The following is a 25830-nucleotide window of genomic DNA, read 5'->3' on the forward strand; positions in this document are numbered from 1 at the left end:
GGGGATAAAGGTGTGTTCCTAGCCTCCGGGCTGGACGGCATATTCGATCCGCCAGTAAAGACCGTGTGGGAGGAGCCCGCGTCGCTGCCCGGCGCGCGGTTCCTCGCTCACCGGATTCTGCGGCGTGACATCACCCTCGGCGTTCATATCTTGAACGATCCGGGCGCGGGCTCGTGGAAGCGCCGCGACTCGGAGTGGCGGAAGGCGTGGAGCTATGAAGACGACTGCCGCCTCTGGGTGACCACCGAGGACGGCCGCCGCTACCTGTCGCTGCGGATGGGCGAACAGCCCCGGATCTCGATGGACATCGACCCGAACGAGCGCGAACTCACCACGGCGGTAATGCAACTCATCGCCGGTGACCCGTTCTGGTACGGCGACGAAGAGGTTCACGAGTTCGTGCTCGACACGGACCTATCGGCCGTGCCGCTGATCAAGGACGGCGCTCTCAATCCTGCGGCCCGAACCCATGTGTTCGACGTCAAGGAACTCAATCCCACCGATCAACCGGTGTGGCCGGTTTGGACGGTCTCCGCTCCGGGCCGGGTGGCTCTGCCCGACTTCTCTTGGCAGGACGACGATTTGGCGGCCCGACGGGTCGTCATGCCGACGCTCCGTGAGGGTGAGTCGATCGTGGTCGACGTCGATCCTCGGCACCCGCAGATAACGAGTGAGAACAACGCTCAGGTCTGGGCGCGGATGAACGGCGTCCGATTCCGCCACTACATCCCGGCGTACACCTACGGCGCCAAGCTGCCCGTGACGATCGCCCAGGCGCCCGCTGGGGCGGCTGTACAGCTGCGTCTGCTGCGTCCTTGGTCTCGGCCTTGGGGGATGTGGTGATTCGCTCCACGGTGGACCTGAACGCGGTGTACGCGCGCGTTCGGGCTCGACACCGGAAGTGGGAGCGCGAACGGATCAAGCGACCCCTGATCCGCATCTTCGACGGCGATATGCGCCTGTTCGGCGAAGTCGTCGGCGAGCTGAGCCACGGGTTCGAGTTCATCGAGAACGAATCCGGCACCGGACACATAAAGCTGCCTCTGGATCACTACGTCGCAAAGTGGATCGCGGACCACCGAGGCCGCGAGAAACGCAATGTGATAATCGCCTTCGATAAGCAGGGCGCCCGCTGGACGGGCACCATGAAGAAATTCAACGTCCGGAAGCAACGCGACGGATCGCGATATCTCGAAGCGGTGTTCATTCACGACCTGGAGCACCTCCGCCACATTCGCGTATTCCCAAATCCGTGGCTTCCGCCCGAGGTGCAATTTCCAAAAACTTGGCTTCTCGCGGGTCCGTCGAAATGGGTAGTTTCCATGACCCTGCTAGCCCAGCTCATGAGAAAAGAAATGAGCTGGTGGCAGCTACCCGACGACCCTATGGACTTCGGTCAGTGGGTGCGGTTCGACATTGCCCAATGGAGCATGGTCGTAGCCCCCTCTCCATTTCTCGGGGATACCTCGGTGTGGACGGTCGTGTATTCGCGGTTCAAGTCGTTCTACGACACCGTGAAAAAGACGCTGGACGACGGTCAGATCTCTATCGACGCCCGGCGTTGGTTCCCTGAAGACGGGCCTCCGTGGCCCGGTCAGAACAGCCTGAAGCCGGGCGCCCTGGTGTTCCGGGTACTGGACAAGTCGGCGTGGAACACGGGCACGTCCTTCGAGGGCAACCTCCTGTCCGGCTTCCAGCACATGTTCACGCACTTCGATGAAACGGGCCTGGTAGAAGGCCGTGACGTCATCCCGAACCCGAACGTTCCGGAGTACTCCGATCCGAACTTCAAGGGCACGGTGCCGGCCGCCCCGTGGGTGATCTTCGAGGAGTCCAAGTACACCGGTATCGAGACCTCGGACTGGGAGTACATCGAGGCAACGGATGTCCAGGCAATTACCGGTGGACATTCCGCCCCGTATGTGAATGAAACCATTGGCGCGGCGGTCATTGGTATTGCTGGATTTATCGGCAGTTTGGTGGGTCAAAGCCAGGTTGGTCCAGCCGTTAACGAAATGCTGAAGCCCCTCTATACTGATGTTTTCGCCGCATTTATGGCCCACCGAGATCGAAAGCGACTAGACGACCTCGGCTGGACGGCGTTCTACGAGGGATTCGCGCAGGGAAGCGACAAAGCGTACACCCTAGCAGCGATTATTAGCCTACGTAAATTTTTCTGGGATACGCGCCGAAAAGTGTCGATGACGGTAAAGATCGCGGACGCAATGCCGTACCGGATTGGCGCCCCTGGATTCGGTGATTTCTGGCTCGGAGACAGGGTTGGCATTTCCGCTCTGGGAATGCCTAAGCACCTCGTCTACGTGGAGCAGGTCAAAAAAATCAGCTACACCTACGACACCAACGGCCCTTCCGGCTGGCAACTCGAAATCGGCAGTCCCGAACCAGCCGATCCGCTTCTTTCCCTCTACGGCCTCGTACGCGAACTCGGCGCAGGCTTGCAAGAAATGGGCGTTGTGTGAACATCCCTACTCAAGAGACGTGCGACCCGGACAACCCCGAGGAGCACGCGCTATGGGCGCTGGTGCACCTTCCACAGGTCGGTGTACCGCTGCTCATGCATCCATCGGTCCTGCGGGACTGGTCAAAACACCTGTACGAGCTGGGGTTTCGTCACGACCCCGAGCTACAGGCCAAGAAGCTGCAACGGCCCTTCGCGGGCCGTCAGTCCCCGTACAACGGCGCTACCGCGTGGGTCGACAAAGATGCCCCCGATCCGCCGATGCGGACCCTCCCAGATATCCGGAGCCTCACGGCCGAGGAGAACGCCGCCATGCTCGCGCAGTACCAGGCGGCGGGAATGGTGCCGGCCGCACCTGAGCAGCCGGATACCGCTTTCGAATTGAGATAGGAGTAATACGAGTGGCTGATCTTTCCACCCGTGTACCTGAGCCCGCGCTCGTGCGTGGTCTCCTCGTGGCCCTGGTCGGCGTCCTCGCCGTGGTCCTGGGCAGGGAGATCGACGTCGCATGGGTCGATCTGGTGGTTCAGGCGTACACGCTGGCTTCGCCGCTGCTGGCTGGTCTGTTGATCCGGCGAGCCGTGAAGCCGGTTGAGTCTAACCTTCCGAGGCTGTGACTCTGGCTCAGATCCTCCCTGTGATGGGTACGGTTCTCGGCTCCGGTGTCGCAGGGGCCGTGGTGCAAGGCTGGTTCGGTCGTCGCCAATCGAAGGCGGCGGCCGAGAAGGCCGAATCTGAGTCGACGCAGATCGACGCCGAGGCGGCCCGGATCATCGCTGACACAGCGGTGGTTCTGGTGGCCCCTCTGCGATCTCAGGTGGAATCGCTCACCGCTCGCGTGAATGTTCTCGAGTCCGAGAACCGAAACACCAAGAACCTCTTGCGAATCGCGCTCGATCACATCGAGGAACTCCACGAATGGATAAAGACCCACATGCCGGGTGCTACTCCCCCGAGTAGGCCCACTTCTCTACCTAGCTAGGAAACGTCACAGTGACAGCACCCAATGGCGTTGTGCCTGATGGCGCATACGTCATCACGTCCAAGTACGGCTCGGACATCCAAAAGGACGACGTGATGGGCATCATCACGGGCGACAAGCGCACCAAGTACAACGCCACTGGCGGCGAGTGGGGCGGCAAGTGGGATGAACTCGCCAGCCTCGCGGGCAAAGTCCGCGATGGGCAGCTCGACATGAACAACCGGCTCGATCTGCTCGAGTCGATCTCTGGATACCAATCGCTGTTCATGGGGAAGAACTGGGAGATCCGAGGCGGGCACAGCCGCTGGGTACAGCTCCCGTTCGACACCCAGCTTGGCCCGAACAAGAATGCCGAGAAGTTCCAAGACGGAATCAAGTTCGTCACCCGCGGCTTGTGGCGCGCGGATTGTCACGTCACCTTTGCCGCCGCCCCTTCGGGGTGGGGCAGTACGGCGGTGCCGGCCACGGTCGCCGTGACCGTCAACCGCATCTCGGACGGGTCCGTGTTCACCGAGCACGACTACGACATCGTGATTACCCAGCTAGGCGCCGAAACCGCCGCATTCTCACACACGTTCGTCATCCCCGAAGATGACAAGTTCTTCGTCAAGGTGTCGGTGTACCACCCGAAAGAATGGGCCTGGGTCATCGGCGGAACCCTGCGTTCCGCGCTCAGCGTGAACCGCTGGGACGTCGGCACGACGAATGCGATTGTGGCCCCGGACGTTCCGAACGGGGGGCGTCTCGAGTGACTGCCCCCAACGGCGCAACCCCGGACGGCGCCTACGTCATCGGCTCCGACTTCGGATCGAAGACGAACAAAGATCAGGTCAAGCCGATGATCGAGGGAAGCGCGCGGAAGAACCTGACCGACGCGTTCAGCCTGGTCGGCGGCCTCTTTCAGAAGATCGGCGCCACCCGCGCCGATCACTTCGACGGCCAGAACCAATTGAAGGACCGCACGGACCTGATTCGCGACGCAAGCGGGTACGGCTCGGCGTTCATGGGTTACAACTGGGACGTCCCTCCCTCGAAATGGGTTGTCGTCCCTTTCGATACGCAGCTCGGCCCGGTCAAGGGCCTAACCGTCGGCAATCATGGTCTGGTGCTCAAAAAGGGCGGCCTCTGGCGAGTTGACGCTCACGCAACCGTCTCGGGTTACACGCTGAACCAGACGATCATGCCACTGTCGTTCCCGCCGTACTTCACGGTGATCACGACGTACAACCCGATCTTGCCCAACTACCTGATCGAGGTAATCAACGCGGACGGGACGTTGTACACATCGAGGATGTTCCACGCGGTAGCGAACATGTCGTTCGAATCTCAGGGCTTGTTTGGCGTGAACTTCCCCCAGTCTTCTGCGTTCTCACACACGTTCGTGTTGGACCACATGCCGCCCGAGTCGTCGCCCGGCGCCGACACCCATTGGAAGACGGTCCGCCTGTCCATGGGATACAACCCAGTGAACGCGGGAACGTTCAACACCGCGTACTGCACCATCAAGGGCGGCACCAAGAAGTCGGCCCTCATCGCGTCCCGCTGGAGCCGGGACGTCTCAAACATCAACTATCAGCATGAGGTGCCCAACGGCGGCAGGCGCGAATAACGGCACCCTCGGTAACCGACAGGTTGCCGGGGGTGATTTTCGTATCTATACACTCTCGGCGTGGTTGATCTGATTTCCTGTCCTACCTGGTGTACCGAGCACTTTCCCGCTGACCCGACCGAGGGCGACACCGGCGGTAGCCACTACTCCGCGCCGGAGTCGATGACCCTGAGCCGCTCGCCTGCGGCCCCGCCGGTCCATGTGCGGAACTACGCGAGCGACCGCGACGGCGGTCGGTACTTCACTATCGACGTGGATTCGGGCGACTCGGCTTGGCTGGAGCTGACGCCCGCTGAGGCGCGGCAACTGTCGGTACTCCTCGCGACGGCGGCCGATCGAGTTGAGGCGGCCGACCTGAGCGCCCAGTAGACGTGTGTCCGTCAGAACAGGCGGCCCGGCATATCCGGGTCCGTGCGCCGTGAGCGCTTCCTCGCCTCGATAGTGTGCAGGCCGACCCGTTCGGCCTGCTCGGCTATGGCCTTGTCGATCCCTTCGAGCTGTTGCTCCGCGAAGGCCCGATCTTCTGGGGTCTCGGCGTTGTCCATGTCTTCGAGGATGTCTTTCCGGTCGGCCCGGAGTTCGGCGAGCTTCTCCTCCGCGATCTGGATGCGGAGGCGTTCAACCTCTTCATCGGCCATGGGGTGAATCTATCCCCTAGGCGCTGGCCTTCGTTGCCCACAGGCTTGCCCAGGGGGTTGTTTTTGGCATACTGCGGGTGGTGGGTGCAGGTGGTGAAGCGCGTCCCCCTGCCGATCAAGACGTGAAAAGTGTTGATCGACAAGGGGAAACGGAGCGTTCTGCGGTATGGAGCCGACAGTATGGAGCCTGCTACGTCCGCGCTCGGGGATTACTCAAGCGCCAGGACCGGGATGTTTACACGGCTCGGGGGCACGCTGACCACCCGCGTACCCCGATCGCTCTGCACGTCTCTCAGTCCGGGTCTGCCTTCACCTGACGGCCGTGTAATCGGTAAGCCCTGCTGCTCTCGCTCTCACTACACCCAGGGGCTAGCTGGTGGAGGACATGCGGAATCACGACCGCAGCGCCATCCGAGCTGCGGCCTAGCAACGGGCATGGGTATGCCTATGCCGTCGCGTTGTCTGGCCGCGACGCCGCCCACAAGTTGTAGGTGTTGGGAGAGGGTGCGGAGAAGTGCCCGCGGCACGGCTCGGAGACCGTTCGCCCGTGCCGAATCGGCGGGTCGCAACGGTTTTCGTGAGGTGCGCGGGGTTCCGCGAGAAGAGGCGCGAGCAGAGGCTCTAGCGCCGGGTGAAGGGGTTAGCCGGTGGTCCGGCCTGGGGGTGCCGCCAAGCGGCTAGGCGAGTGTGAGCAGCGTCGAATAGACTGAGCCACGGTCTCAGTTTTCCTTTCACTTTCCCTGGAGCTGAGACTTTGCCCCGGAGCGTTGCCGCGCTACCGGGGCGTCTCTTTTGTACTGCTGACCGTACTTGAGTCGGCCTGACTCTGCAACCTCGTTGCAGTGTCAACCCTGCCCCGGATACAGCGAACCCCCGGTGAGGGGACCGGGGGTTCGTGCGGCGGGCGTGCCCGCCTTGTTCAGGATTTCTCGATCATCGCCGTGAGTTCAGCGGCGTCGGGGCCGCTGAGTTCATACGAGACCGACGCTGGTTTTGTCAGCTCCGCGACATCTGGGGCGTGAGATGTCCACGCAGTGACCAGCGCGCGGAATCCGCTGTAGGACAGCGGAAGTGTGTCCGCTTCGAGATCGGCCTGCATGACCACGTTAGGCGCATCCGGCGTGAGCGGCGGCATGCCCGCACGGGGCCACCACAGCGGCGCCCGCTCGTCGGCAACCAGCGCCGCGTGAATGTCCTGCGGGGTCATGAACGGCCGCCCATGCTCAGCGGCGATCCGAGCAGCCCGCCGAAGCAACATCACCGTGGCGGGTGCCGCTCCATCGACGGTCACCCGGCATTCGTGCTGTTCGCTCGTCATGTCGAAAGCCTAGGCGACTTCCAGACCGACACAAGTGACGACCATCGGGGCGTTGTTCAGCGTGAACATGTGCGGACCCCAGACTTGAAGACCGTCATAGATGCCGGTTCGACCGCCCCGGCAGGTGCAGATTGCTTTCGAGCTGTCGGTGGGGTCGAGTCGGACATCCACGAAGGCCCCGTCTTCCTCGCACTGGGCGGGCGAGACGGCAGACGCCGGGCCTGCGCTCATCACCAGCCCCGCGAACACAGCGGCGACGAACACGAGGACGCGAATCATCTTGTGTAGCATTGTGTTTCCTTGTATCGAGTTGTGATTCATTTATTCCGGCTCGCCTGTCTCGTCCCACGCGAAGAGGCGCCACGTGGGCAGTTCGGGCGGCAGGTTCTCGGCGTCGGGGTCGACGTCTTCGATTTCGATTCGGTAGGCCGGGTTCCACTGCCGCAGCGCGACGGCGAAACGCGCTATCACCTCCGCGTCTGCGGTGTAGGTGACGGCGGGATGCTTTGGGCCGCTTCCGAAATCGACGTGTGCGACGACCCGTTGCGGCAAGGTCGGTAACTCGTCAGCGCTCACTGCGCCCCCTCGGTATGTGCCCTTGGTGTGCACCCGCCGCCGGGGATCTCTATTGGCGCGGTGGTCACCCGGCGGCGCGTGCAAGACCGAGCCTGGTCGGCGAAAGATCGTCTCGGAACCGCAACTTCACCCCGCAAGTTCCGACGAACGAAGTCGCGGGGTGGCGATTCGCGATACCTTTCTGAGTAGATGTGGGGAAGGGCATCCGATGAGCGAACCGGTAAGAGAGAACCCGCGTTTCGACCGATTGATGGATGAACGGGGGTGGAAACGCCCCCAGGTGGCAGCGCGGGTGAACGCTGCCTATGAAGAGATCACGGGCAAAGAAGGCTGTTACGACGCGGAGACGATTCGGCAAATCGCCCGCGGCATCCGCCGGTGGCCGACCAAGGGCTACCGGCTGGCGCTAGAGCAAACGTTCGGTGTCACCTCGGCCGAGCTGGGTTTGTACAACCCCCGCGCTGCGACCGCGAAACCGTCGCAAACTGGTACAGGTGTTCATGCTGACCTACCCTTGGGTTGGGGAGGCGAGGAGGTTGACGACGTGCAGCGCCGAGAGCTTTTCAGGGCCATAGCCGTCCTAACGGCGGCATCGCCGACGATCGTTGCTGCGTTGAACTCCGATGAGCTGGAGAGAACCATTCGCGCGGCGGCATCGCCGAGTCGGGTGGATGAGGCGGTCTTGTCCAACGTTCAGGCGATCCTGAACGCAGCCCGATTGCAGGATGACTTGCTCGGCCCGCAGGCCGCAATCCGCACGACCCTGACTCAGGTGGACATCGCCGAGGCGTTGCTCCAGGGCTACGACGGGCCGCTCTCCACGCGGCTGATGTCGCTGCGGAGCACAGTCAGCACTAGTGCGGGCTGGCAGCTGTTCGACCTGGGCCGCAAGGACTCAGCTATGGAGCACTTCGAGAAGGCCCGTGATGTTGCGGACGAGGCCCGCGATTACGCGGCCGGAGCTATGGCTTTGGCTGAGTGGTCTGGGATGACCGAGGAAGTTGGAAAGCCGATCGTCGCGGCGGACCAAGCCGCCGGGGCCGAGTCTCGGGCCGCCCGGTCGGGAGATCCGCTGTTGCGTGCCCACTCTGCCGGGATTGCGGCCCTCGCCCTGGCGAAGTCGGGACCGGACTACCACGCCGATGCACGGGCCGCGCTCGGACGAGCAGACAGCTTCGACGTGACAGCACCCCGAACCCCGGATGAGTCCCTCGCGTACTTCTGCACTCCGGGCCATATCGCCCGGATGCGAGCAAAGGCGCTTCGCCACATCGGAGACTTGCCGGCCGCGATCGACGCGGCCAAGGAGTCGTTGAGGCTCCAAGCGGTTCGAGATCGGGCAGCCTCGCACATCTTGCTTGGCACGATCTACGTCGACGCCGGGGTACTGGATGCCGGTGTCGAGTCGATCCTCAAGGGCGCCGCCGCAGACGCGGACAACGGGTCCGCGCGTCTGACCGGTCAGCTTGCCGATGCCCGGAACCTGGTTCATATCCGCGCTCCCGGTTCCTCTTTCGCCCAACGGCTCGATGCCCGCCTAGCGGAACTTCAGAGCGTCTGAGGGCCACTCAGGCCCCAAAACGATGACCCCGGAGCGGTTGCTCCGGGGTCGCCTTCTATCTACGGTTCTCGGATTCGATGTACAGCGCGTAGGCAATGTTCCCGATGCCCATCGTGAACACGAATAGCAACAGGTGTACCCACCCTGATTGCTTGCGGTGACGGCGGTTTCGGTAGCCATAGAATGCCGCGGGCTGGTGCACAACGTTGTTGATGACGATCGGCTGTTGATACATCGGCGGCGCCCATTGCGGAGGCGCCGGATAAACAGCCTGGGGCGGTGGCGCAGGCTGCTGAATTTCCATTCGTCCGGGCCGGGTCTGCTGCGGCCCGAGTCCTCCGCGCAGAGTGGTCCGATTGGGATACCCAGGCTTACTGAGATCTGGTGCCACGGAACTGCGCCCCCTGTTGTTCGAAATGCTAATGACACGTACACATTAGCCGTGTCATCGGACAATCTCGAGAAACGAAAAAGACCCCTGGAACGCATCCAGGGGTCTCGATCTCGGAAGTCAGCACCGATCCAGTACAGGGCCGCCTACGAGGTGGGATGAGACCGGTCTATAACCCAGCACCGATCCAGCACGGGGGGCTGAAGTTACCTATCAGCCCACCCTTCGAACCTCGCTGACCAGCATGTTTGTGTTTCATGCGACTGTCTGTTATGAGAGCTAACTAGACGTTGAAGCGGAATTCCACTACGTCGCCGTCGGTCATGACGTAGTCCTTGCCCTCCATGCGGACCTTGCCGGCGGATTTGGCGGCGGCCATGGAGCCGGCTTCTACCAGGTCGTTGAAGGCTACGATTTCGGCCTTGATGAAGCCGCGTTCGAAGTCGGTGTGGATGACGCCGGCGGCCTTGGGGGCGGTGTCGCCCTGGTGGATGGTCCAGGCTCGGGCTTCCTTCGGGCCTGCGGTGAGGTAGGTCTGCAGGCCGAGGGTGTGGAAGCCGGCGCGGGCGAGGGCGTGCAGGCCGGGTTCGGTTTGGCCGATGGATTCGAGGAGTTCCAGGGCGGATTCGGCGTCCAGTTCGAGGAGTTCGGCTTCGACCTTGGCGTCGAGGAAGACCGCGTCGGCGGGGGCCACGGCGGCCTTCAGTTCGGCCTTCTTGGCCTCGTCGGTGAGGACGGATTCGTCGGCGTTGAAGACGTAGAGGAAGGGCTTGATGGTGAGAAGGGAGAGTTCCTTCAGCAGGTCGGTGTCGATCTTGTCGCGGGCGGCGAACAGGGTCTTGCCGGAGTTGAGGATCTCCTGGGCCTGCTTGGCGGCATCGGCGACGGGCTTGCGGTCCTTCTTGACCTTGGCTTCCTTCTCCAGCCGCACGACCGCCTTCTCCAGGGTCTGCAGGTCGGCGAGGATGAGCTCGGTCTCGATGACCTCGATATCGGAGGCCGGATCCACCTTGCCGTCGACGTGGACCACGTCATCGTCGGCGAAGACGCGCACGACCTGGCAGATGGCGTCGGCCTCACGGATATTGGCGAGGAACTTGTTGCCCAGGCCCGCGCCCTCGGAGGCGCCCTTCACGATGCCGGCGATATCCACGAAGGAGACGACGGCGGGCACGGTGCGCTCGGAGCCGAAGATCTCGGCGAGCTTGTCCAGCCTCGGATCGGGCAGCGGCACCACGCCGACATTCGGCTCGATGGTGGCGAACGGGTAATTCGCCGCCAGCACGTCGTTGCGGGTCAGCGCATTGAACAGCGTGGACTTTCCGACGTTGGGCAGGCCGACGATTCCGAGGGTGAGACTCACGAAGAGGAGATTCTACGCGGACCGCGGCGCCGCCCGCCCCGCGGCTCGGTCAATGCCGCCCGGCGCACTCGCTCCGGCCCGGCGCGGTCACTCCAGCCTGGTGTTGCGCCACCACTCCATGATGTCCTGCGGCGTGCTCGAGGACTTGGGACGCGAATACATGAGGTAGGGCGCGCGATCGTCGGTGTCCAGGAAGACCGTCACGATCGCCTCGCCCCAGTAGGACTTGACCCGGTAGTTGGTGTAGGTCCGGCCATTGTTGCTCGCCTCGAACCTCTTGCTCGAATCCAGCAGCGCCACAACGGCCGCCACGTCGGCGGCGGATTTGTACGCGTAGAAGCGGAAGGTCGGGTCCTTGTAGTCGCCGCCGCTCTCGCATTCCCACTGCGCGGTCCAGCGACCGAAATCCAGGCCGTCGTCGGCGGTATCGGAGGGCCGGTCGGCCGGGTCGTAGCTCTTGCAGGACGCCGCCCGGAAGCCTTCCTTGCGATCGGTGTCGACCGGCACCATGCGCGGGAACGCCTCCCAGATCGATTCATGGGTGCCCGCCGACGTCTGTGTGGGTTCGGGGCGGTTCAGGTACAGCGCCGCGCCGACGGCCACCACCACGACCAGCGCGGCGGCGCCGAGACCGGCGAACAGCTTGGTCCTGGACCGCTTCGGCGTCGCCGCGACGACGGTCGGCGCCGCCGCCCCCGCCGGGTGCGCGGCGGCGGTCCTCTGCCTGGTCGGCGCGACCAGCGGTGTGCCGGCCCCGTTCAGCGGCACCGTGGCCGCGGTCTCCGGGCGGCCCGGATCGGTCAGCGCCCGCCGCGCCGCGGCCGCGAATTCCGCACAGGTGCCGAACCGGTCCTGCGGCCGCTTGGCCATGGCCCGCGCCAGCACCCGGTCCAGGGCGGGCGGCAGATCCGGGCGCACCGCGCTCAGCGAGGGCGGGCTGTCGTACAGATGCCGCTGCATGACCACGCCCGGATGCTCGGCTTCGAACGGTCCGGCGCCGGTGAACAGCCGGAACAGCGAGCACGCCAGCGAATACTGATCGGCGCGCGGATCGAGCCGCTCACCGGAGAGCTGTTCGGGCGAGGCGTATGCCAGTGTGGCGGTGAAGGTTCCGGTGCGCGTCAGGTGCCCGGCGTCATCGCGCAGCCGGGCAATGCCGAAGTCGGTGAGCAGCACCCGTTCCGGCCGCCCATTGGCCGATTCCTCCAGCATGATGTTGGCCGGTTTGATATCGCGATGCATGACGCCCTTGGCGTGCGCGTAATCGAGCGCCTCGGCCACCTCGCCGATGATCCGGACCGCCCGCTCGGCCGACATCTCGGCACTCGGCACGGCGGCGGCATCGCGGCCTTCCACGTACTGCATGGAGATCCACAGCTGCTCCCCCACCGCGCCGCGATCGTAGATCGACACGATATTCGAATGGTCCAGCCGCGCAATGAGTTCGGCTTCCCGATCGAATCGGGCGCGGCTCTCGTGATCGGAGAACAGCTCCCGGTTCAGCACCTTGAGCGCCGTCAGCCGCGGCAGCCGCGGATGGCGTGCGAGGAAGACCGACCCCATCCCGCCGCGACCCAACTCTCGTTCGATCACATAGTCGGCAAAGGTCTCCCCGCTACGCAGCACTGTCCTACTCCCGCATCAACACCGATTGCTTCCCGGGCCGGGACGGATACATCGCGACCCGCCCCGGACAACATAACCGGTTCGGGCGGGTCGCGATCGGCCGTGCGGCGGCTAGCGGGTGACGCCGGCGGCGAGGGCGGCGGCCATGGCGGCATAGCCCGCGTCGTTGGGATGCAGGTGATCGCCCACGTCGTAGCGGGGATTCAGCCGATCGGCATCGGCGGGATCGGTCAGCGCGGCATCGAGATCCACGACGGCGTCGTATTCACCGGAAGTCCGGATCCAGTCGTTGACGGCTTCCCGGACCGCTTCATTGGCAGCGCTGTAATAGGGCGATCCGCCCATGGGCAGCAGCGTGGTCCCGATGACGCGCAGTCCGGCGCTCCGGGCCTCGGCAATGAGCTGCCGGTGACCGGCGATGAGGTCGTCGGCCGTCACCACGGTGAAGGGTGCGGCGACCGGGATGTCGGCCCCGCTGAGACCGATGTCGTTGATCCCCTCCAGGATCACCACGGTCCCCACACCCGGCTGATCGATGACATCGCGGCGGAAACGGGACACGGCGCTGTCGCCGAAATACGCCGAGTCGACGGTCACCCGATTGCCACTGATGCCGAGGTTCAGCACCGGACGCGACTGCCGCTGGCTCGCAAGGATTTCGGAGAATTCATCGGGATAGGTATTGCGCGCGTCCGCGGTGGAGCCGTAGCCGTCGGTAATGGAATCACCGAAGAGCGCCACCCCGGCCCGAGGCGCCAGGTCGGCGGTTTCCACCGCCGCCAGGTAATACCAGGACGTCGAGGTCTCGGTGAACACACCACCGGTGACAGCCGCACGGTGATCACCGACGGCGCGATAGGTGGTCCCCTGCGCCTGCGCGTGAAAGGTCGCGGGCCCCGTGGGCTGCGCGAAATAGAGGGTGACGGTCAACTCTTCCAGCGGCGCGACCGACAGCACGACAGGATCGGTGGCCACCTCCGCCCCGGGCGCGAGCCGGAACGATCGATTCAACCCGACGGTCAAGTGCTGCAAGGACTCCGGCCGGATCGCCGCACCGCCCGCGGACCGCGCGACGGTCGCTCCGGTGACCTCCACCGCCTGTGCCCCGTACCCGTTGGACAACCGCAGCCGCAGCACCGGCCCGCCGTCACTCACCCGGATCGTCTGCCGCACCGTGTGATTCGAGAACCCCTCCTCGGACCAGTTCGGCGCGAAACTCTCACTCGGCCGTTGAATCGCCGTGGCCCACACGGCCTCCCATCCCGGTCCGGACGGCGGTACGGCGCCGGCTCCCCAGGCGGCGAACAGCAATGCCGCGACGAGCGCGGTGAGCGCGGTGACGATGCGCATGAACAGTTCCCTTCATCACTCGGGCCGCCCGCTGCCGGGCGACCCGAACTTCAGTAACTCTATGCATGCGCAATCAATTCCCGGTCAGTTCCGAGGTTCCTGTGGCCGGGTTCGAACCAGATGGACGCGCTGGAGGAAATCGCGGGCCAGGTCGAGGTGTTCGGGCTGGATGCCGGTGGCGGGGTCGACGGGGATGATCCGGGTGGGGGCGCCGGCGGCGGTGCGGTCGCGGGCCCAGTCCTCGTCGCCGGGCTGGAATTCGTCGTCGAACCAGCAGAGGGGGCGGCGGCCCGCCCATTCGACGATGGCGGGGAGCTTGCCGTGGTGGCCGTCCTGGTGGCGGAATACGGTGTCGCCGAAGGTGATCACTTCCAGTGCGGGCCAGTCGTAGATGGGGCAGAGCAGGCGGTTGGCCTCGTGTTCCCAGAGGGTCGCCCACACCAGGTCGGCGTCACCCGCTGCGGCGAGGTCGCGGAGCCAGCGGCCGTGCTCGGGGTGCAGCCAGACGGTCACGGCTCTGCTTTCGACGCCCGCGACGACCTTGGCGCGCAAGCGATGCCGCCGGTATTCCGGCGGCCGCGGCCGCTCGCCTTCTCGATACGGATTCAGCGGTCCGTCCACATCCAGCAGGATCGCCGCCCGCCCTGCGGTTTCCATGCCTCCACTATCGGCCGCCGAGGCCGGACATGGCGATACCGCGGACGAATGCGCGCTGGGCGATGGCGTAGATGAGCAGCAGGGGCAGCAGGATGAGGGTGGCCGCCGCCATGAGAATGGGCCAGTTGGTGGTGTATTGGCCTTGCAGCCGGACCAATCCGAGGGTGACGGTGGCGTATTCGTTGCGCTGGATCATGATCAGCGGCCAGAGGAAGTCGTTCCAGACGGTGATCCAGGTGAGAACCGCCAGCACCATGACGGCGGGGCGGGTGTGCGGGAGCAGGACGCGCCAATAGATCTGCCACGGGGTGCAGCCGTCGAGGGTGGCGGCCTCCTCCAGTTCGACCGGGAGGGTGCGGAAGAACTGGCGCATGAGGTAGGTGCCGAAGGCGCTGCCGAACAGGCCGGGCACGATCATGGCCCAGGGGGTGTCCATCCAGCCGAGCGCGCGCATGAGCAGGAATTGCGGGATGACGGTGACGGTGAGCGGGACCATGAGGGTGGCCAGGTAGCCGAGGAAGAGGGCGTCGCGGCCGGGAAAACGCAGGCGGGCGAAGGCGTATCCGGCCAGCGAGCAGAAGAAGACCTGGCCGGCGGTGACGCAGGCGGCGTAGACGGTGGTGTTGAGCAGCATGCGGCCGATGGGCATGAGCTCGAAGACCTCGCCGTAGTTCGACCACCGCGGCGGGATCGGAATGGGCGCGGGATCGGTCAGGGCGCCTGCGGATTTCAGTGAACCCGACAGCGACCACAGCAGCGGCGCGAGCGCGCACCAGGCGACGACCGTCAGCGCGGCGTATATCAGCAGGCCCCGCAGCAGACGGCGATTCACAGTTCCGCCTCCGCACGGCGCGAAACCCGCAGCTGAATCAGCGTGAGAAGCAGCAGGATCGCGAAGATCACCCACGCCAGCGCCGAGGCGTACCCGACCTCGTAGAAGCGGAAGGCGTTCTGGAACAGCATGATCCCCAGCACATAGGTCCCCGTCTCCGGCCCGCCATTGGCGCCGGTCAGCGCGAACGCCTGATCGAAGGCCTGCACCGTGTTGATGATCGTGATGACGAAGACGAACGACAGCGCACCCCGGATCATCGGCACGGTGATCGACCAGAACCGCCGCACCGCCCCCGCCCCGTCGATCTCGGCCGCCTCGTACAGGTTCTCCGGCACCCCCTGCATGGCCGCCAGCAGAATCACGGTGGCGAAAGGCACGCTCTTCCACACCGTCACCATGCTCAGCGACACCAGCGCCCAATCCGGATCGGTCAACCACGGCACCGGCCCGATCCCCACCCAGCCGAGCACCAGATTCGCCGGCCCGTCGTCACTGGCGAGAATGAACCGGAACACCACCGCCATCGCCACCGTCGAGGCCACCAACGGCAGGAACACGATCGTGCGAAACACCCCGATCCCGGCCAGCTTCCGATTCAACAGCCCCGCCACCGCCAGACTGATCACCACCGTCGGCACCAGCGTGAGCACGGTGAACACCGCCGTATTCCGCAACGCGATATAGAACAACGGATCATCGGCCACCAACCGCCGATAGTTCTCGATGCCGATGAACCGCGGTGGGCTGAACAGATCCCACGTGTGGAAGCTGAGATACAGCGAAAACCCCAGCGGGAAAAGCAGGAACACCACCACGGCGAGCAGATTCGGGGCTACGAACCCCATCCCGGCCCGCGCCCTGCGGCGCCGCAGCGTAGATCCCTTCGCAGCACCCCCGCCCGTCGCCCCCTCCGCGGCAGCCCCGCCCGTCATCCCGGCATGCTCTTGGCCGGGATCCACACCGGCTTGCTGGATTCCGGCCAAAAGCACGCCGGAATGACGAGGGGTGCTCGTTTCGCCCCCGGCGGTCCCCAGCCCGCAGGAATCTCCTGTCATACAGCGGACCGCAGGAGTTCGTCGATATCCGACGCTGTCCGGCCCGCCAGCGAATCGGCCGTCGCCGCACCGCGCAGTACACGATTGCAGCCGCGCTCCAGCAGCGATTCGACCTTGCCCCACAGCGGGGTGACGGCCATCCGGCGCGAGTGCGCGGGACCTTCGGTGAACACGTCGAGGTTGCGGATGCCCCGGTGCGCCTTCGCGAATCCCGGTGAGTGCATGGCGGATTTCAGGACCGGCACGAACAGCCCCGATTCGGCGATGATCGCCTGCCCCTCCGGTCCGGTCGCGAATTTCACGAATTCCCACGCTTGTTCGCGGCGCGGGCTGGCGGCGGCGATGGCCAGGCCGGTGCTGCCCACGTCGGTGATGGCGCCGGGTCCGCCGTGCGGCCCGACCGGGAGGACGGTGACGTCGAAGTCCAGGTCGTCGTGGCCGGTGAATTCCGAGTACAGCCAATGCCCGCCCATGAGCATGGCCGCACGCCCGCTGCGGAACAGGTCCTGCGCCGAAACCGATTGCCGGTCACCGACGCTGGGCGCGACGCGGTGGCGGACGGCGAGGTCGGCGTAGAACTGGAGACCGGCGGCGAAGCGCGGGTCGCCGATATTGGTGCGGTCCGGCCGCACCGGCGGACTGAACCATTCCGCGCCATTGTTCATGCCGAAGCAGGCGGCCGAGAAGTACGGCACCCAGGCGTCCACGAAACCGTATCGCCGGATCCGCCCGTCGGAGTCGCGGCGGGTGAGCGCCTGTGCGGCGGTGAGGAATTCGGCGAAGGTCCAGGCTTCCGACCAGCGGGCGGGCGGGCGGATCCCGGCTTCCTCGAACAGCGCCCGGTTGTAGTAGAGGAACACCCCGGACCACTGCTCCGGGAGCACGTACTGCCCACCTCTCCAGACAAAGGTGTCCCGCAGCGTCGCGTACCCGTCGGCGCGCAGCCCGGCCGCGTACCCGGGATCCCGATCGAGGAATTCGTTCAGGTCGGCGTACACCCCGCGCTCGGCGAGCCCGGCGTACAGCAATTCCCACGCCATCAGCACGTCCGGGCATTTCCCGCCCGCGCAGTAGGTGAGCATCTGCTGCAGGGGATCCGGCCCGGAGAGGATCGTGCGAATCCTGATATCCGGTCGCCGCCGGTGGAATTCGTCGATGATCAGCTGCCGCGCCTTGGCCTCCTCCGGCCGCGCCTGGAAGAAGAAGGTGACCGCATCGTCATCGGCTCCGGTGCAGCCCGCGGCGGCGGCGAGCGGCAGTACCGCGGCCGCGCGCAGCGCCGTGCGCCGGTCGAAGCGCGCCCTAGCGGCCACGCGGCGGGCGGTTCATAGCGGTCTCCTCTGAGTTTCAGCATGTGGACTGCATGACTCGATATGCGGGACCCCTGTGACGCAGGTCTCGAACCAGCATGGCAGCATACGCATGGCTACCAGCGACAAGCGGAAAACACGCGGACTCGCCAGCACATGGCCGGACCGCACCACCCTCGCCGCCCGGTCGTGAGAACGCCGGGTCACCCATACCCAGCGGTACGGAACCTTGGATACGACTGGGCCAAAGCCGGCTCGAGCCCGTTTCGGTTCCGCTACGTTCAATCCAGTCAGAACCGCTGTACCGCAGGGAGAGTTGTCGCATGGCGACCATCGAGTATCTCCGGACGGACCCGAACCTACCTCCGGTGGGCGTCGTGGACCGGACGCCCATGACGCCCGCCAAGAAGGGCATCTTCCTCGTCATCGCCATTGTCGGCGCGATCGCGTGGTCCATCCTCGCGTTCGTCCGCGGCGAGGAAGTGAACGCGGTGTGGATCGTGGTCGCGGCCGTCGCCACCTACGTGCTGGCGTATCAGTTCTACGCCCGGCTCATCCAATGGAAGATCACCAAGCCGCGCGACGACGTCGCCACTCCGGCCGAGGCCATGGAGAACGGCAAGGACTACATGCCGATGGACCGGCGAGTCCTGTTCGGCCACCACTTCGCCGCCATTGCCGGCGCGGGCCCGCTGGTCGGCCCCGTGCTCGCCGCGCAGATGGGCTATCTGCCCGGCACCATCTGGATCATCCTCGGCGTGGTATTCGCCGGCGCGGTGCAGGACTACCTGGTGCTGTGGGCCTCGTCCAAGCGCCGCGGCCGCTCGCTCGGCCAGATGGCGCGGGACGAACTGGGCGTGGTCGGCGGTATCGCCGCCATCGTCGCGGTCCTGGTCATCATGATGATCCTGCTGGCGGTGCTCGGCATCGTCGTCGTGAACGCGCTGGCGGCCACCAAGAACCCCGCCACCGGCCTGCTCGAGGGCGGCAGCCCGTGGGGCGTGTTCTCCATTGCCATGACCATTCCGATCGCCCTGTTCATGGGCGTCTACCTGCGCTTCATCCGACCGGGCAAGGTCGGCGAGGTGTCGATCATCGGTTTCGCGCTGCTGCTGCTGGCCATTGTCTCCGGCAACTGGGTGGCCGAATCCGGTTGGGGCCAGGACTGGTTCACGCTGTCGGGCACCACCATCGCGTGGCTGCTCATCGCCTACGGCTTCATCGCCTCGGTGCTGCCGGTGTGGCTGCTGCTCGCCCCGCGCGACTACCTGTCGACCTTCATGAAGATCGGCACCATCGTGCTGCTGGCGGTGGGCATTCTCATCACCATGCCGGTGCTGCAGGCCCCCGCGGTATCGCAGTTCGCGTCCAACAGCAGCGGCCCGGCGTTCGCGGGCAGCCTGTTCCCGTTCCTGTTCATCACCATCGCGTGTGGCGCGCTGTCGGGCTTCCACTCGCTGGTGTCCTCGGGCACCACCCCGAAGCTGCTGGAGAAGCAGTCGCAGGCCCGCATGATCGGCTACGGCGGCATGCTCATGGAGTCGTTCGTGGCGGTCATGGCCATGGTCACCGCGAGCATCATCGACCAGCACCTGTACTTCTCCATGAACGCCAGCGGCGCGCTCACCGGCAATACCGTGGACGGCGCGGTCACCTATGTGAACAGCCTGGGCCTCAAAGGTGAGCCGATCACCGCCGACCAGCTGAATCAGGCCGCGGCCGAGATCGGCGAGAAGAAGATCGTCTCCCTCACCGGCGGCGCGCCCACGCTCGCGGTCGGCATGTCGCAGGTGCTGAGCGAGTTCCTCGGCGGCGCAAGCATGAAGGCGTTCTGGTATCACTTCGCGATCATGTTCGAGGCGCTGTTCATCCTCACCACCATCGACGCCGGCACCCGTGTCGCGCGCTTCATGGTGTCGGATTCGCTGGGCAATCTGGGCGGCCCGTTCGCCAAGTTCAAGGACGCCTCGTGGCGACCCGGCGCCTGGCTGTGCTCGGGCATCGTGGTGGCGGCCTGGGGTTCGGTGCTGCTGATGGGCGTCACCGATCCGCTGGGCGGCATCTACACGCTGTATCCGCTGTTCGGCATCTCCAACCAGCTGCTGGCCGCGGTCGCGCTGACCGTGGTGCTGGTGATCGTGGTGAAGAAGGGCCTGTACAAGTGGGCCTGGATTCCGGCGCTGCCGCTGTTCTGGGATCTCACGGTGACCATGACGGCGTCCTGGCAGAAGATCTTCTCCGGTGACGTGAAGATCGGCTACTGGACCTCGCACTTCAAGAACAAGGACAAGCTGGCCGCCTATGAGGCCGCCCGCGACGCCGGGCAGCTGCCCACCGGTGTGAAGGATCCGGCCGCACTGGACAAGGCCATCGGCGACCTGGAGAAGATCGTCCGCAACACCTTCATCCAGGGCACGCTGTCGATCATCTTCGCGGTGCTGGTGCTGGTGGTGGCCATCGTCGGCGTGGTGGTGTGCGTGAACGCCTTCCGCCGGGGCGGCAGTGAGACCACCGAATCGCCGGAGGAGCCGTCGAAGATCTTCGGCCCGAGCTCCTTCCTCGCCACCAAGGCGGAGAAGGACATCCAGAAGGAATGGGACGAGCTCATCGCCTCGGGCAAGGTGCGCGCGCCCGGCGCCGCCGGACACGGCGGCGGGCACGGCGGCGGCAATGAGCCGGATGCCGATGTCGTCCTGACGAAGAAGTAGTTCAATAGCCAGTGATGACCGAACAGACCGCCCCGCCGACCGCGACACCCCTGCGGTCGGCGGGGCGCGCCATCATCCGGGCCGTGCGCGCCCTCCTCTGGTGGTTCAACTCGATCCTGGGCGGCAACGACTACCGGCGCTACGTGCAGCATCAGCGGCTGCATCATCCGGAGCGGGAGCTGCCGAGCGAGGGCGAATACTGGCGGCAGCGGCACGATGCCGCCGACCGCAATCCGGCCAATCGCTGCTGTTGAGCGCGATTGTCTGTTTTCCGCTGGTTGTGATGGCGGATTTCCGCTAGCACGGAGGGCCGCCGACTGCGATGGTGGTCTATGTGAGTGCGAACGATCTGGATTTCGAGAGTTGCTACCGCGCCGTGGCAACCCGGGATGCCCGGTTCGACGGGCAATTCTTCACCGCGGTGCGCACAACCGGAATCTATTGCCGCCCTTCGTGTCCGGCGATCACGCCGAAACGCGTCAATGTCACCTTCCTACCTACCGCCGCGGCGGCCCAGCAATCGGGCTTCCGCGCCTGCCGCCGCTGCCTGCCCGATGCGGCTCCCGGCTCCCCTCTCTGGAACACCCGCGCCGACCTGGCCGCCCGGGCCATGCGCCTGATCGCCGACGGCGTCATCGAACGCGGCGGCGTGCCCGCCCTGGCCGATACCCTCGGCTACTCCCAACGACAACTGACCCGCGTGCTGACCAGCGAACTGGGCGCCGGGCCGCTGGCCCTGGCCCGCGCCCACCGCGCCCATACCGCGCGGCTGCTCATCCAGACCACCCGGCTGCCCATGTCGGATATCGCGTTCGCCGCCGGCTTCGCCAGCATCCGGCAGTTCAACGACACGGTGCGCGAGGTCTTCGCGGTCAGCCCGACGACGCTGCGCGAGGAATCGCGGCGCCGCAACGGCGATACCCTGCCTTCCACCAATGGTCTTCTGACACTGCGGCTTCCATACCGCGAGCCGATGGACAAGTCCTGGCTGGAATGGTTCCTCGCCTCGCACACGGCGCCCGGGCTGGAGCTGTGGGAGGACGGGGTGTTCACCCGGAGCCTGCGAACCCCGCACGGCCACACCACGATTCGACTATCGGTTCAGCCGGGCCATGTGCGCGCCACACTCTCGCTGCACGATATGCGGGATCTCGCACCGACTGTCGCGCGACTGCGGCATTTCCTCGACCTGGATGCCGATCCCGTCGGCATCGACGAGGCGCTGGCGGCCGGAATGGCCGGTGCGGCGCTGAACCCGTCCGGCAACGGCTCCGGCCCCGCCCGCGACGGCGCCGCGCTGGGACCGGCGGGTCCCGGCACCATCCTGCCGTCCGGCATCCGGGTGCCCGGCTGCCTGGACGGCCCGGAACTGTTGCTGCGCACCATGATCGGTCAGCAGATCTCGGTCGCGGCCGCCAATACGCACACCTCCCGGCTGGTGCAGGCGCTCGGCGAAGCCATCCCGGGCCCGGTCCCGCACCTGTTCCCCACCCCCGAAACCATTGCCGAACGCGGCGCCGAGGTGCTCAGCGGACCGATCCGCCGCACCGAGGCCATTGTCGCCGCGGCACGCGCCATCGCCACCGGCGATCTCGTCCTGCACGCCGGCCGCACCGCCGCCGACCTGCGCCGCGATCTGCTGGCGCTGGACGGCGTCGGCCCGTGGACCGCCGACTACGTGACCATGCGCCTGCTGGCCGATCCCGACACCCTGCTGCACACCGATCTGGTGGTTCGCCGCGGCGCGGCCCTGCTCGGCATCGACCTGACCGAGACCGCCCGCTTCGCCCCCTGGCGGTCCTATCTGACCATGCACCTGTGGAAGCACGCCCTGGCAAATCCGGGCCCGGCCGGCACTGGCGTCACCACCGGCCGCACAGCGAGGACCCCGCTGTGATCGCCACCGCGCCAACCGAACTCACCACCGCAGGCAGCGCCGCCTCCCGCATCGCGACAACCCGAAAGGCGACCATGACCGCCGATTACGCCACCCTGTCCACCCCCGCCGGCCCGTTCACCGCCCTGGTCGACCGCGACGGCGCGGTCCTGGCCTCCGGCTGGACCGCCGACGCCGAGAATCTGCGCGGCCTGATCCATCCCACCCTGCGTCCTGCCGAACTGCGCCAACGGGATTCGCTGGGCGTGGTGTCGAAGGCCATCGAGGACTACCACGCCGGTGACATCCTGGCCATTGATTCGATTGCGGTACGCCAGGTTTCCGGCCCCTTCCTGGTCCACGCCTGGGAGGTGCTGCGCAAGATCCCGGCCGGCGAGCCGGTCACCTACACCGATTTCGCCATCGTCTCGGGCCGCCCCGCCGCCACCCGCGCCGCGGCCAATGCCTGCGCCCGCAATGCGGCGGCCCTGTTCGTCCCCTGCCACCGCGTCATCCGCACCGACGGATCCCTCGGCGGCTTCCGCTGGGGCCTGCCGATCAAGCGCTGGCTGCTCGACCACGAGGACACCACCGGCGACTAGGCGTTCACGCGGGCCGGACATCCTTGCCCGGTTCGTCGGCCACCGGACCGGGCTCGGCTGTCCGCCGACCCGGTTCGGCCGCACGAGGATCGGGCTCGATCGCACGCCGGTCCGCCTCGGCCGCATCCGATTCGGCCGCACGCCGTGCGCGCTTGCCGCGGGCGACCTCGGTGGCGAGCGCGTCCAGCGGCTGTGCGAACCGGTGCAGCGGGTCGGTCAGGTGCGCCAGCCACGCCTGCGCCGCCGCCAGGCTCGCGGCGTCGAGCGCATAGAACCGGCGCGTCCCCTCCGCGCGCACGCTCACCAGCCCGGCGTCCCGCAGCACCTTCAAATGCTGGGAAACGCCGGGCTGGGAAATCCGCGTATGCCCCTGCACCGCAGCGACAATCGCACTGGCCGGCTGTTCCTCGCCGACCAGCAGTTCGAGCACGTACCGGCGAACGGGATCGCCCAACGCCTCGAAGATCTTCTCCGGACCGGACCCCATCAGCAGGCCGAACCGTCCTCGGGCTCCACGGTGTAGAACCGCACCGTCCGCTCCGCGGCCGCCCGCGCCGCCTCCGGCTCGTCCCCATCCCGAATGGCCGCCTCCGCCCACCCCAGCGCGGCCAGCCGCACGAACTCCTTCCCCGCCGGCGTCAGCGGAAACGCCATCCCCTCCGCCGGATCCACCGCCGCCCCGGTCTCGATATGCACGCCGAGCCCCACCGCCAGCGCCAGATCCCACCCCACCCCGACCGCCCCCGGCCCGAACTGCTCCGCGAACGCCGGATCCACATGCGCCTCGTGCACCAACTCCAGCTGCGTCCCCTCCCCTTCCGCCCTGAGTGTCACCGACACCCACGAAATCTGTTCCCCCATCTCCCATGTGAGCGCGAACCGCTCCGGCGCCTCACACTCCTCCACCACCCCACCCGCGTTCCCCTCCAACTGATACCGCCCACCCACCTTCAACTCCCCACTCACCGGCAGAAACCACCGCGGAATCCGCTCCGCATCGGTCAGCGCATCCCACAGATCCGCCCGATCCGTCGCATAACTCCGCCGAGCCACCGCAATCCGCGTAGCCACCCCATCCCGAACCCCGGTCCGCACCTCCCGAACCACCAGCCCGGCAGCCTCAGCAGGCTCGATAACGACCGCCATCTCATCCTCCTTAAATAAGTTTTTACTTATATTGAAGCACGCCTGCACCGCACCGGCAACGACCGGCGGCAAATGGCCAGGTCGGATCAGGGTTGGCGGCGGAGAGCGAGGGGGCCGGTGGGGAGGTGGATGGTGAGGTCACCCAGAGAGGCGGTGGCGGTGATTTCGCGGAGCGGGGTGGTGTCGGTGAGCAGCTGGATCGCTCGGACGAGAGGGGCGGGAGCGGTCGCCAGGCTGTCCAGGGTTTCTTGGGGGATGGTGATCGCGCCGGTGTAGGTGCGCGGGGCTGTGAGGCCGTCGGGGGTGCGGAAGGAGCGTAGGCCGTCGACCAGCTCCAGATTCAGGTCCAGGCAGGCGTTTTCGGCGCAGAGGCGGAGAGGGGCGGGGGAGGCGGCGTAGTCGAAGTCGCGGGTTTCGAGGGTCCAGCCGGAGGGGTCTGTGTATGCATAGTTGAGTCCTGTTGGGGCGGCCAGGGTTTCGGCGGTGTGGTCGCCGGGGCGGTTGTCGAGGGCGGGGGCCGAGAGGGGGTGGTCGGTGGGGGTGAACCGCCAGGCGGCGGTGGGGTCGATCGGTTTGTGCCAGTAGCCGGTTCGGGCGGCATTGCGGCCTTCGACGCGGAGTTCGCGGTCGGTGGAGTCGCCACCGGTTTGGTGGATGCTGATGGCGGAGGTTATTTCGCCGGGGATTTTGGGCTGGCGCAGCCAATTCGGGGCGGGGAGTTGGTAGGCGGCGTAGTTCTGGTTGGTGAAATTGTCGACGACGGCCAGATTTACGTTGGGGGCGGCGGGCTTTCCGGATTGGTCGCGGTAGCTGTAGCGGAAGAAGACCGAGTCGGCGCCGGAGATGTCGAAATCCCAGAGGCGGGTGTACATGTCGCCGTATTTGTTGATGAGGAAGGTGGTGGAGCCGGCGGCGCTGAGGTTGACGGCTTCGAAGCGGCCGTGTTCGGGAGTGGCGAGTTCGTAGGAGTAGTCGTCGGGGGCGGCGAGGTCGCCGCCGGGGAGCCACGGGTCCAGGATGGTGATCCGATTGCCTTGCGGGCTCAGCACATAGGCGGTGGTGACGCCCGCGCCGCCGACGGGCTGGCGGTTGCCGGCCGAATCGAACCAGAAGCCGTTCTGGTCCCAGAAACCCGGGCTGTTGGCGGGGATCAGGGACGGAATCCGGTTGTCCAGCCAGGACAGGCTCCAGGCGGGGGAGCTGGCGCGGATCCGCTGGCCGAACGGGCTGAACCAGAGCGGTGCGCCGAAGCGGGAGGTCCACGCCCAGGTGTCGGGGCCGTGGGCGGCATTGGCCATGGTGTACAGGCGGCCGGTGCGGTCGGTCGCCATGAGCATATTGCCGTCGACGGAGATGGTGTCGACGACGCCGCGCAGGCAGGTGGGCAGCCACGCGCGATGCCAGGTCGAATCACCGTCGGGTGCGGCGACATACAACTGCCCACCGTCCGCGGCGAAGGACCACTGGTCATTGAAACCGGTGCGCTCGGACCGCAGATCGACCTGTTTCGGCAACCGCTGCTGCACTTCCGGCTCCGCCACAGCGAGCGACATCAGCCCCGCACCCGGATTCGGCGCCGAGTACGTCGACAAAGGCGGCCCGACCGGTCCGGGCAGCGCCAACTGCTCACAACTGCCGAGCGGACCGTCGACATGCGCTTCATCGGCCCGGGCGGGACCCGCCCCGACACCGAGCACCATCGCTCCGACAGCAACCGTCACCACAGCCCGCCCAGCACCCACCGCAAC

General features: G+C 66.1%; 28 protein-coding genes. 13 read left to right on the plus strand and 15 right to left on the minus strand.

Features of this window, described 5'->3' with window-relative positions:
* The first annotated feature begins 12 nt into the window (after positions 1-12).
* The 8 genes from ACYQ5L_RS32780 to ACYQ5L_RS32815 are packed head-to-tail and all read left to right on the plus strand — an operon-like array spanning position 13 to position 5439.
* A complete protein-coding gene (locus ACYQ5L_RS32780; RefSeq protein ID WP_459962060.1) occupies positions 13-843 on the plus strand; it encodes a phage tail protein in 831 nt (276 codons plus the stop codon).
* Entirely contained in the window at positions 816-2480 is a 1665-nt protein-coding gene (locus ACYQ5L_RS32785) for a Gp37-like protein (protein ID WP_459962062.1), read from the plus strand. Before ACYQ5L_RS32780 ends, ACYQ5L_RS32785 begins: the two co-directional genes overlap by 28 nt.
* Positions 2477-2869, plus strand: a complete 393-nt coding sequence (locus ACYQ5L_RS32790; RefSeq protein ID WP_459962063.1) for a phage gene 29 protein family protein — start codon at positions 2477-2479, stop codon at positions 2867-2869. The genes ACYQ5L_RS32785 and ACYQ5L_RS32790 overlap by 4 nt, the downstream gene beginning before the upstream one ends.
* Positions 2870-2880: 11 nt before the next feature.
* Entirely contained in the window at positions 2881-3096 is a 216-nt protein-coding gene (locus ACYQ5L_RS32795; RefSeq protein WP_459962064.1) for a hypothetical protein, read from the plus strand.
* Positions 3097-3119: 23 nt separating this feature from the next.
* Positions 3120-3461 (plus strand): hypothetical protein, encoded by a 342-nt coding sequence (locus tag ACYQ5L_RS32800; protein ID WP_459962065.1) that lies wholly within the window; start codon positions 3120-3122, stop codon positions 3459-3461.
* Positions 3462-3472: 11 nt separating this feature from the next.
* A complete protein-coding gene (locus ACYQ5L_RS32805; RefSeq protein ID WP_459962066.1) occupies positions 3473-4213 on the plus strand; it encodes a hypothetical protein in 741 nt (246 codons plus the stop codon).
* A complete protein-coding gene (locus tag ACYQ5L_RS32810; RefSeq protein WP_459962067.1) occupies positions 4210-5070 on the plus strand; it encodes a hypothetical protein in 861 nt (286 codons plus the stop codon). The genes ACYQ5L_RS32805 and ACYQ5L_RS32810 overlap by 4 nt, the downstream gene beginning before the upstream one ends.
* Positions 5071-5130: 60 nt before the next feature.
* On the plus strand, positions 5131-5439 hold the full coding sequence (locus ACYQ5L_RS32815) for a DUF6907 domain-containing protein (RefSeq protein WP_459962068.1): 309 nt from the start codon (positions 5131-5133) through the stop codon (positions 5437-5439).
* An 11-nt stretch (positions 5440-5450) separates the two neighbouring features.
* On the opposite strand, the gene ACYQ5L_RS32820 is transcribed toward ACYQ5L_RS32815, so the two are convergent.
* From ACYQ5L_RS32820 to ACYQ5L_RS32835, 4 genes are all read right to left on the minus strand, one after another.
* On the minus strand, positions 5451-5708 hold the full coding sequence (locus ACYQ5L_RS32820; RefSeq protein ID WP_459962070.1) for a hypothetical protein: 258 nt from the start codon (positions 5706-5708) through the stop codon (positions 5451-5453).
* A 919-nt stretch (positions 5709-6627) separates the two neighbouring features.
* Complete coding sequence (locus ACYQ5L_RS32825; protein WP_459962071.1) at positions 6628-7026, minus strand: hypothetical protein; 399 nt, start codon at positions 7024-7026, stop codon at positions 6628-6630.
* 9 nt (positions 7027-7035) lie between these two features.
* Entirely contained in the window at positions 7036-7317 is a 282-nt protein-coding gene (locus ACYQ5L_RS32830) for a hypothetical protein (protein ID WP_459962072.1), read from the minus strand.
* A 30-nt stretch (positions 7318-7347) separates the two neighbouring features.
* Positions 7348-7602 (minus strand): hypothetical protein, encoded by a 255-nt coding sequence (locus ACYQ5L_RS32835; protein ID WP_459962074.1) that lies wholly within the window; start codon positions 7600-7602, stop codon positions 7348-7350.
* A 208-nt stretch (positions 7603-7810) separates the two neighbouring features.
* Between ACYQ5L_RS32835 and ACYQ5L_RS32840 the strand changes: the two genes are divergently transcribed.
* On the plus strand, positions 7811-9163 hold the full coding sequence (locus tag ACYQ5L_RS32840) for an NsdA family TPR-like regulatory protein (RefSeq protein WP_459962075.1): 1353 nt from the start codon (positions 7811-7813) through the stop codon (positions 9161-9163).
* 55 nt (positions 9164-9218) lie between these two features.
* Here ACYQ5L_RS32840 and ACYQ5L_RS32845 read toward each other — a convergent pair whose 3' ends face one another.
* From ACYQ5L_RS32845 to ACYQ5L_RS32880, 8 genes are all read right to left on the minus strand, one after another.
* A complete protein-coding gene (locus ACYQ5L_RS32845; RefSeq protein WP_459962077.1) occupies positions 9219-9467 on the minus strand; it encodes a DUF8108 domain-containing protein in 249 nt (82 codons plus the stop codon).
* 370 nt (positions 9468-9837) lie between these two features.
* Positions 9838-10917, minus strand: coding sequence for a redox-regulated ATPase YchF (gene ychF, locus ACYQ5L_RS32850; protein ID WP_459962078.1), 1080 nt, complete (start codon positions 10915-10917; stop codon positions 9838-9840).
* An 87-nt stretch (positions 10918-11004) separates the two neighbouring features.
* Positions 11005-12543 carry a serine/threonine-protein kinase gene (locus ACYQ5L_RS32855; RefSeq protein ID WP_459962079.1) on the minus strand — a complete coding sequence of 513 codons (1539 nt, stop codon included), beginning with the start codon at positions 12541-12543 and terminating at the stop codon, positions 11005-11007.
* A gap of 111 nt (positions 12544-12654) precedes the next feature.
* Entirely contained in the window at positions 12655-13893 is a 1239-nt protein-coding gene (locus tag ACYQ5L_RS32860; RefSeq protein ID WP_459962080.1) for an SGNH/GDSL hydrolase family protein, read from the minus strand.
* A gap of 84 nt (positions 13894-13977) precedes the next feature.
* Positions 13978-14550, minus strand: coding sequence for an HAD domain-containing protein (locus ACYQ5L_RS32865; protein WP_459962081.1), 573 nt, complete (start codon positions 14548-14550; stop codon positions 13978-13980).
* Positions 14551-14557: 7 nt separating this feature from the next.
* Complete coding sequence (locus ACYQ5L_RS32870; protein WP_459962082.1) at positions 14558-15382, minus strand: carbohydrate ABC transporter permease; 825 nt, start codon at positions 15380-15382, stop codon at positions 14558-14560.
* Entirely contained in the window at positions 15379-16230 is an 852-nt protein-coding gene (locus tag ACYQ5L_RS32875; RefSeq protein ID WP_459962083.1) for a carbohydrate ABC transporter permease, read from the minus strand. Before ACYQ5L_RS32875 ends, ACYQ5L_RS32870 begins: the two co-directional genes overlap by 4 nt.
* Before the next feature lie 206 nt (positions 16231-16436).
* Entirely contained in the window at positions 16437-17753 is a 1317-nt protein-coding gene (locus tag ACYQ5L_RS32880; protein ID WP_459962084.1) for an ABC transporter substrate-binding protein, read from the minus strand.
* A 320-nt stretch (positions 17754-18073) separates the two neighbouring features.
* On the opposite strand from ACYQ5L_RS32880, the gene ACYQ5L_RS32885 reads away from it, so the two are divergent.
* The 4 genes from ACYQ5L_RS32885 (at position 18074) to ACYQ5L_RS32900 (ending at position 22936) form a co-directional block, all read left to right on the plus strand.
* Entirely contained in the window at positions 18074-20458 is a 2385-nt protein-coding gene (locus ACYQ5L_RS32885) for a carbon starvation CstA family protein (protein ID WP_459962085.1), read from the plus strand.
* 14 nt (positions 20459-20472) lie between these two features.
* Positions 20473-20712: a YbdD/YjiX family protein gene (locus tag ACYQ5L_RS32890; protein WP_459962086.1), complete on the plus strand. Its 240-nt coding sequence runs from the start codon at positions 20473-20475 to the stop codon at positions 20710-20712.
* Positions 20713-20792: 80 nt separating this feature from the next.
* Positions 20793-22355 (plus strand): DNA-3-methyladenine glycosylase 2 family protein, encoded by a 1563-nt coding sequence (locus ACYQ5L_RS32895; protein WP_459962087.1) that lies wholly within the window; start codon positions 20793-20795, stop codon positions 22353-22355.
* A 74-nt stretch (positions 22356-22429) separates the two neighbouring features.
* Positions 22430-22936: a methylated-DNA--[protein]-cysteine S-methyltransferase gene (locus ACYQ5L_RS32900; RefSeq protein ID WP_459963620.1), complete on the plus strand. Its 507-nt coding sequence runs from the start codon at positions 22430-22432 to the stop codon at positions 22934-22936.
* A 4-nt stretch (positions 22937-22940) separates the two neighbouring features.
* Here ACYQ5L_RS32900 and ACYQ5L_RS32905 read toward each other — a convergent pair whose 3' ends face one another.
* The 3 genes from ACYQ5L_RS32905 to ACYQ5L_RS32915 all read right to left on the minus strand — a co-directional run bounded on the left by ACYQ5L_RS32905 (position 22941) and on the right by ACYQ5L_RS32915 (position 25782).
* Positions 22941-23423: an ArsR/SmtB family transcription factor gene (locus ACYQ5L_RS32905; RefSeq protein WP_459962088.1), complete on the minus strand. Its 483-nt coding sequence runs from the start codon at positions 23421-23423 to the stop codon at positions 22941-22943.
* Entirely contained in the window at positions 23423-24082 is a 660-nt protein-coding gene (locus tag ACYQ5L_RS32910) for an SRPBCC family protein (protein WP_459962089.1), read from the minus strand. Before ACYQ5L_RS32910 ends, ACYQ5L_RS32905 begins: the two co-directional genes overlap by 1 nt.
* Positions 24083-24168: 86 nt before the next feature.
* The gene (locus ACYQ5L_RS32915) at positions 24169-25782 is read right to left on the minus strand and encodes a hypothetical protein (protein WP_459962090.1); all 1614 of its coding nucleotides are present in this window, start codon (positions 25780-25782) and stop codon (positions 24169-24171) included.
* Positions 25783-25830: the final 48 nt, after the last annotated feature.

Source organism: Nocardia sp. IFM 10818 (assembly GCF_054655275.1).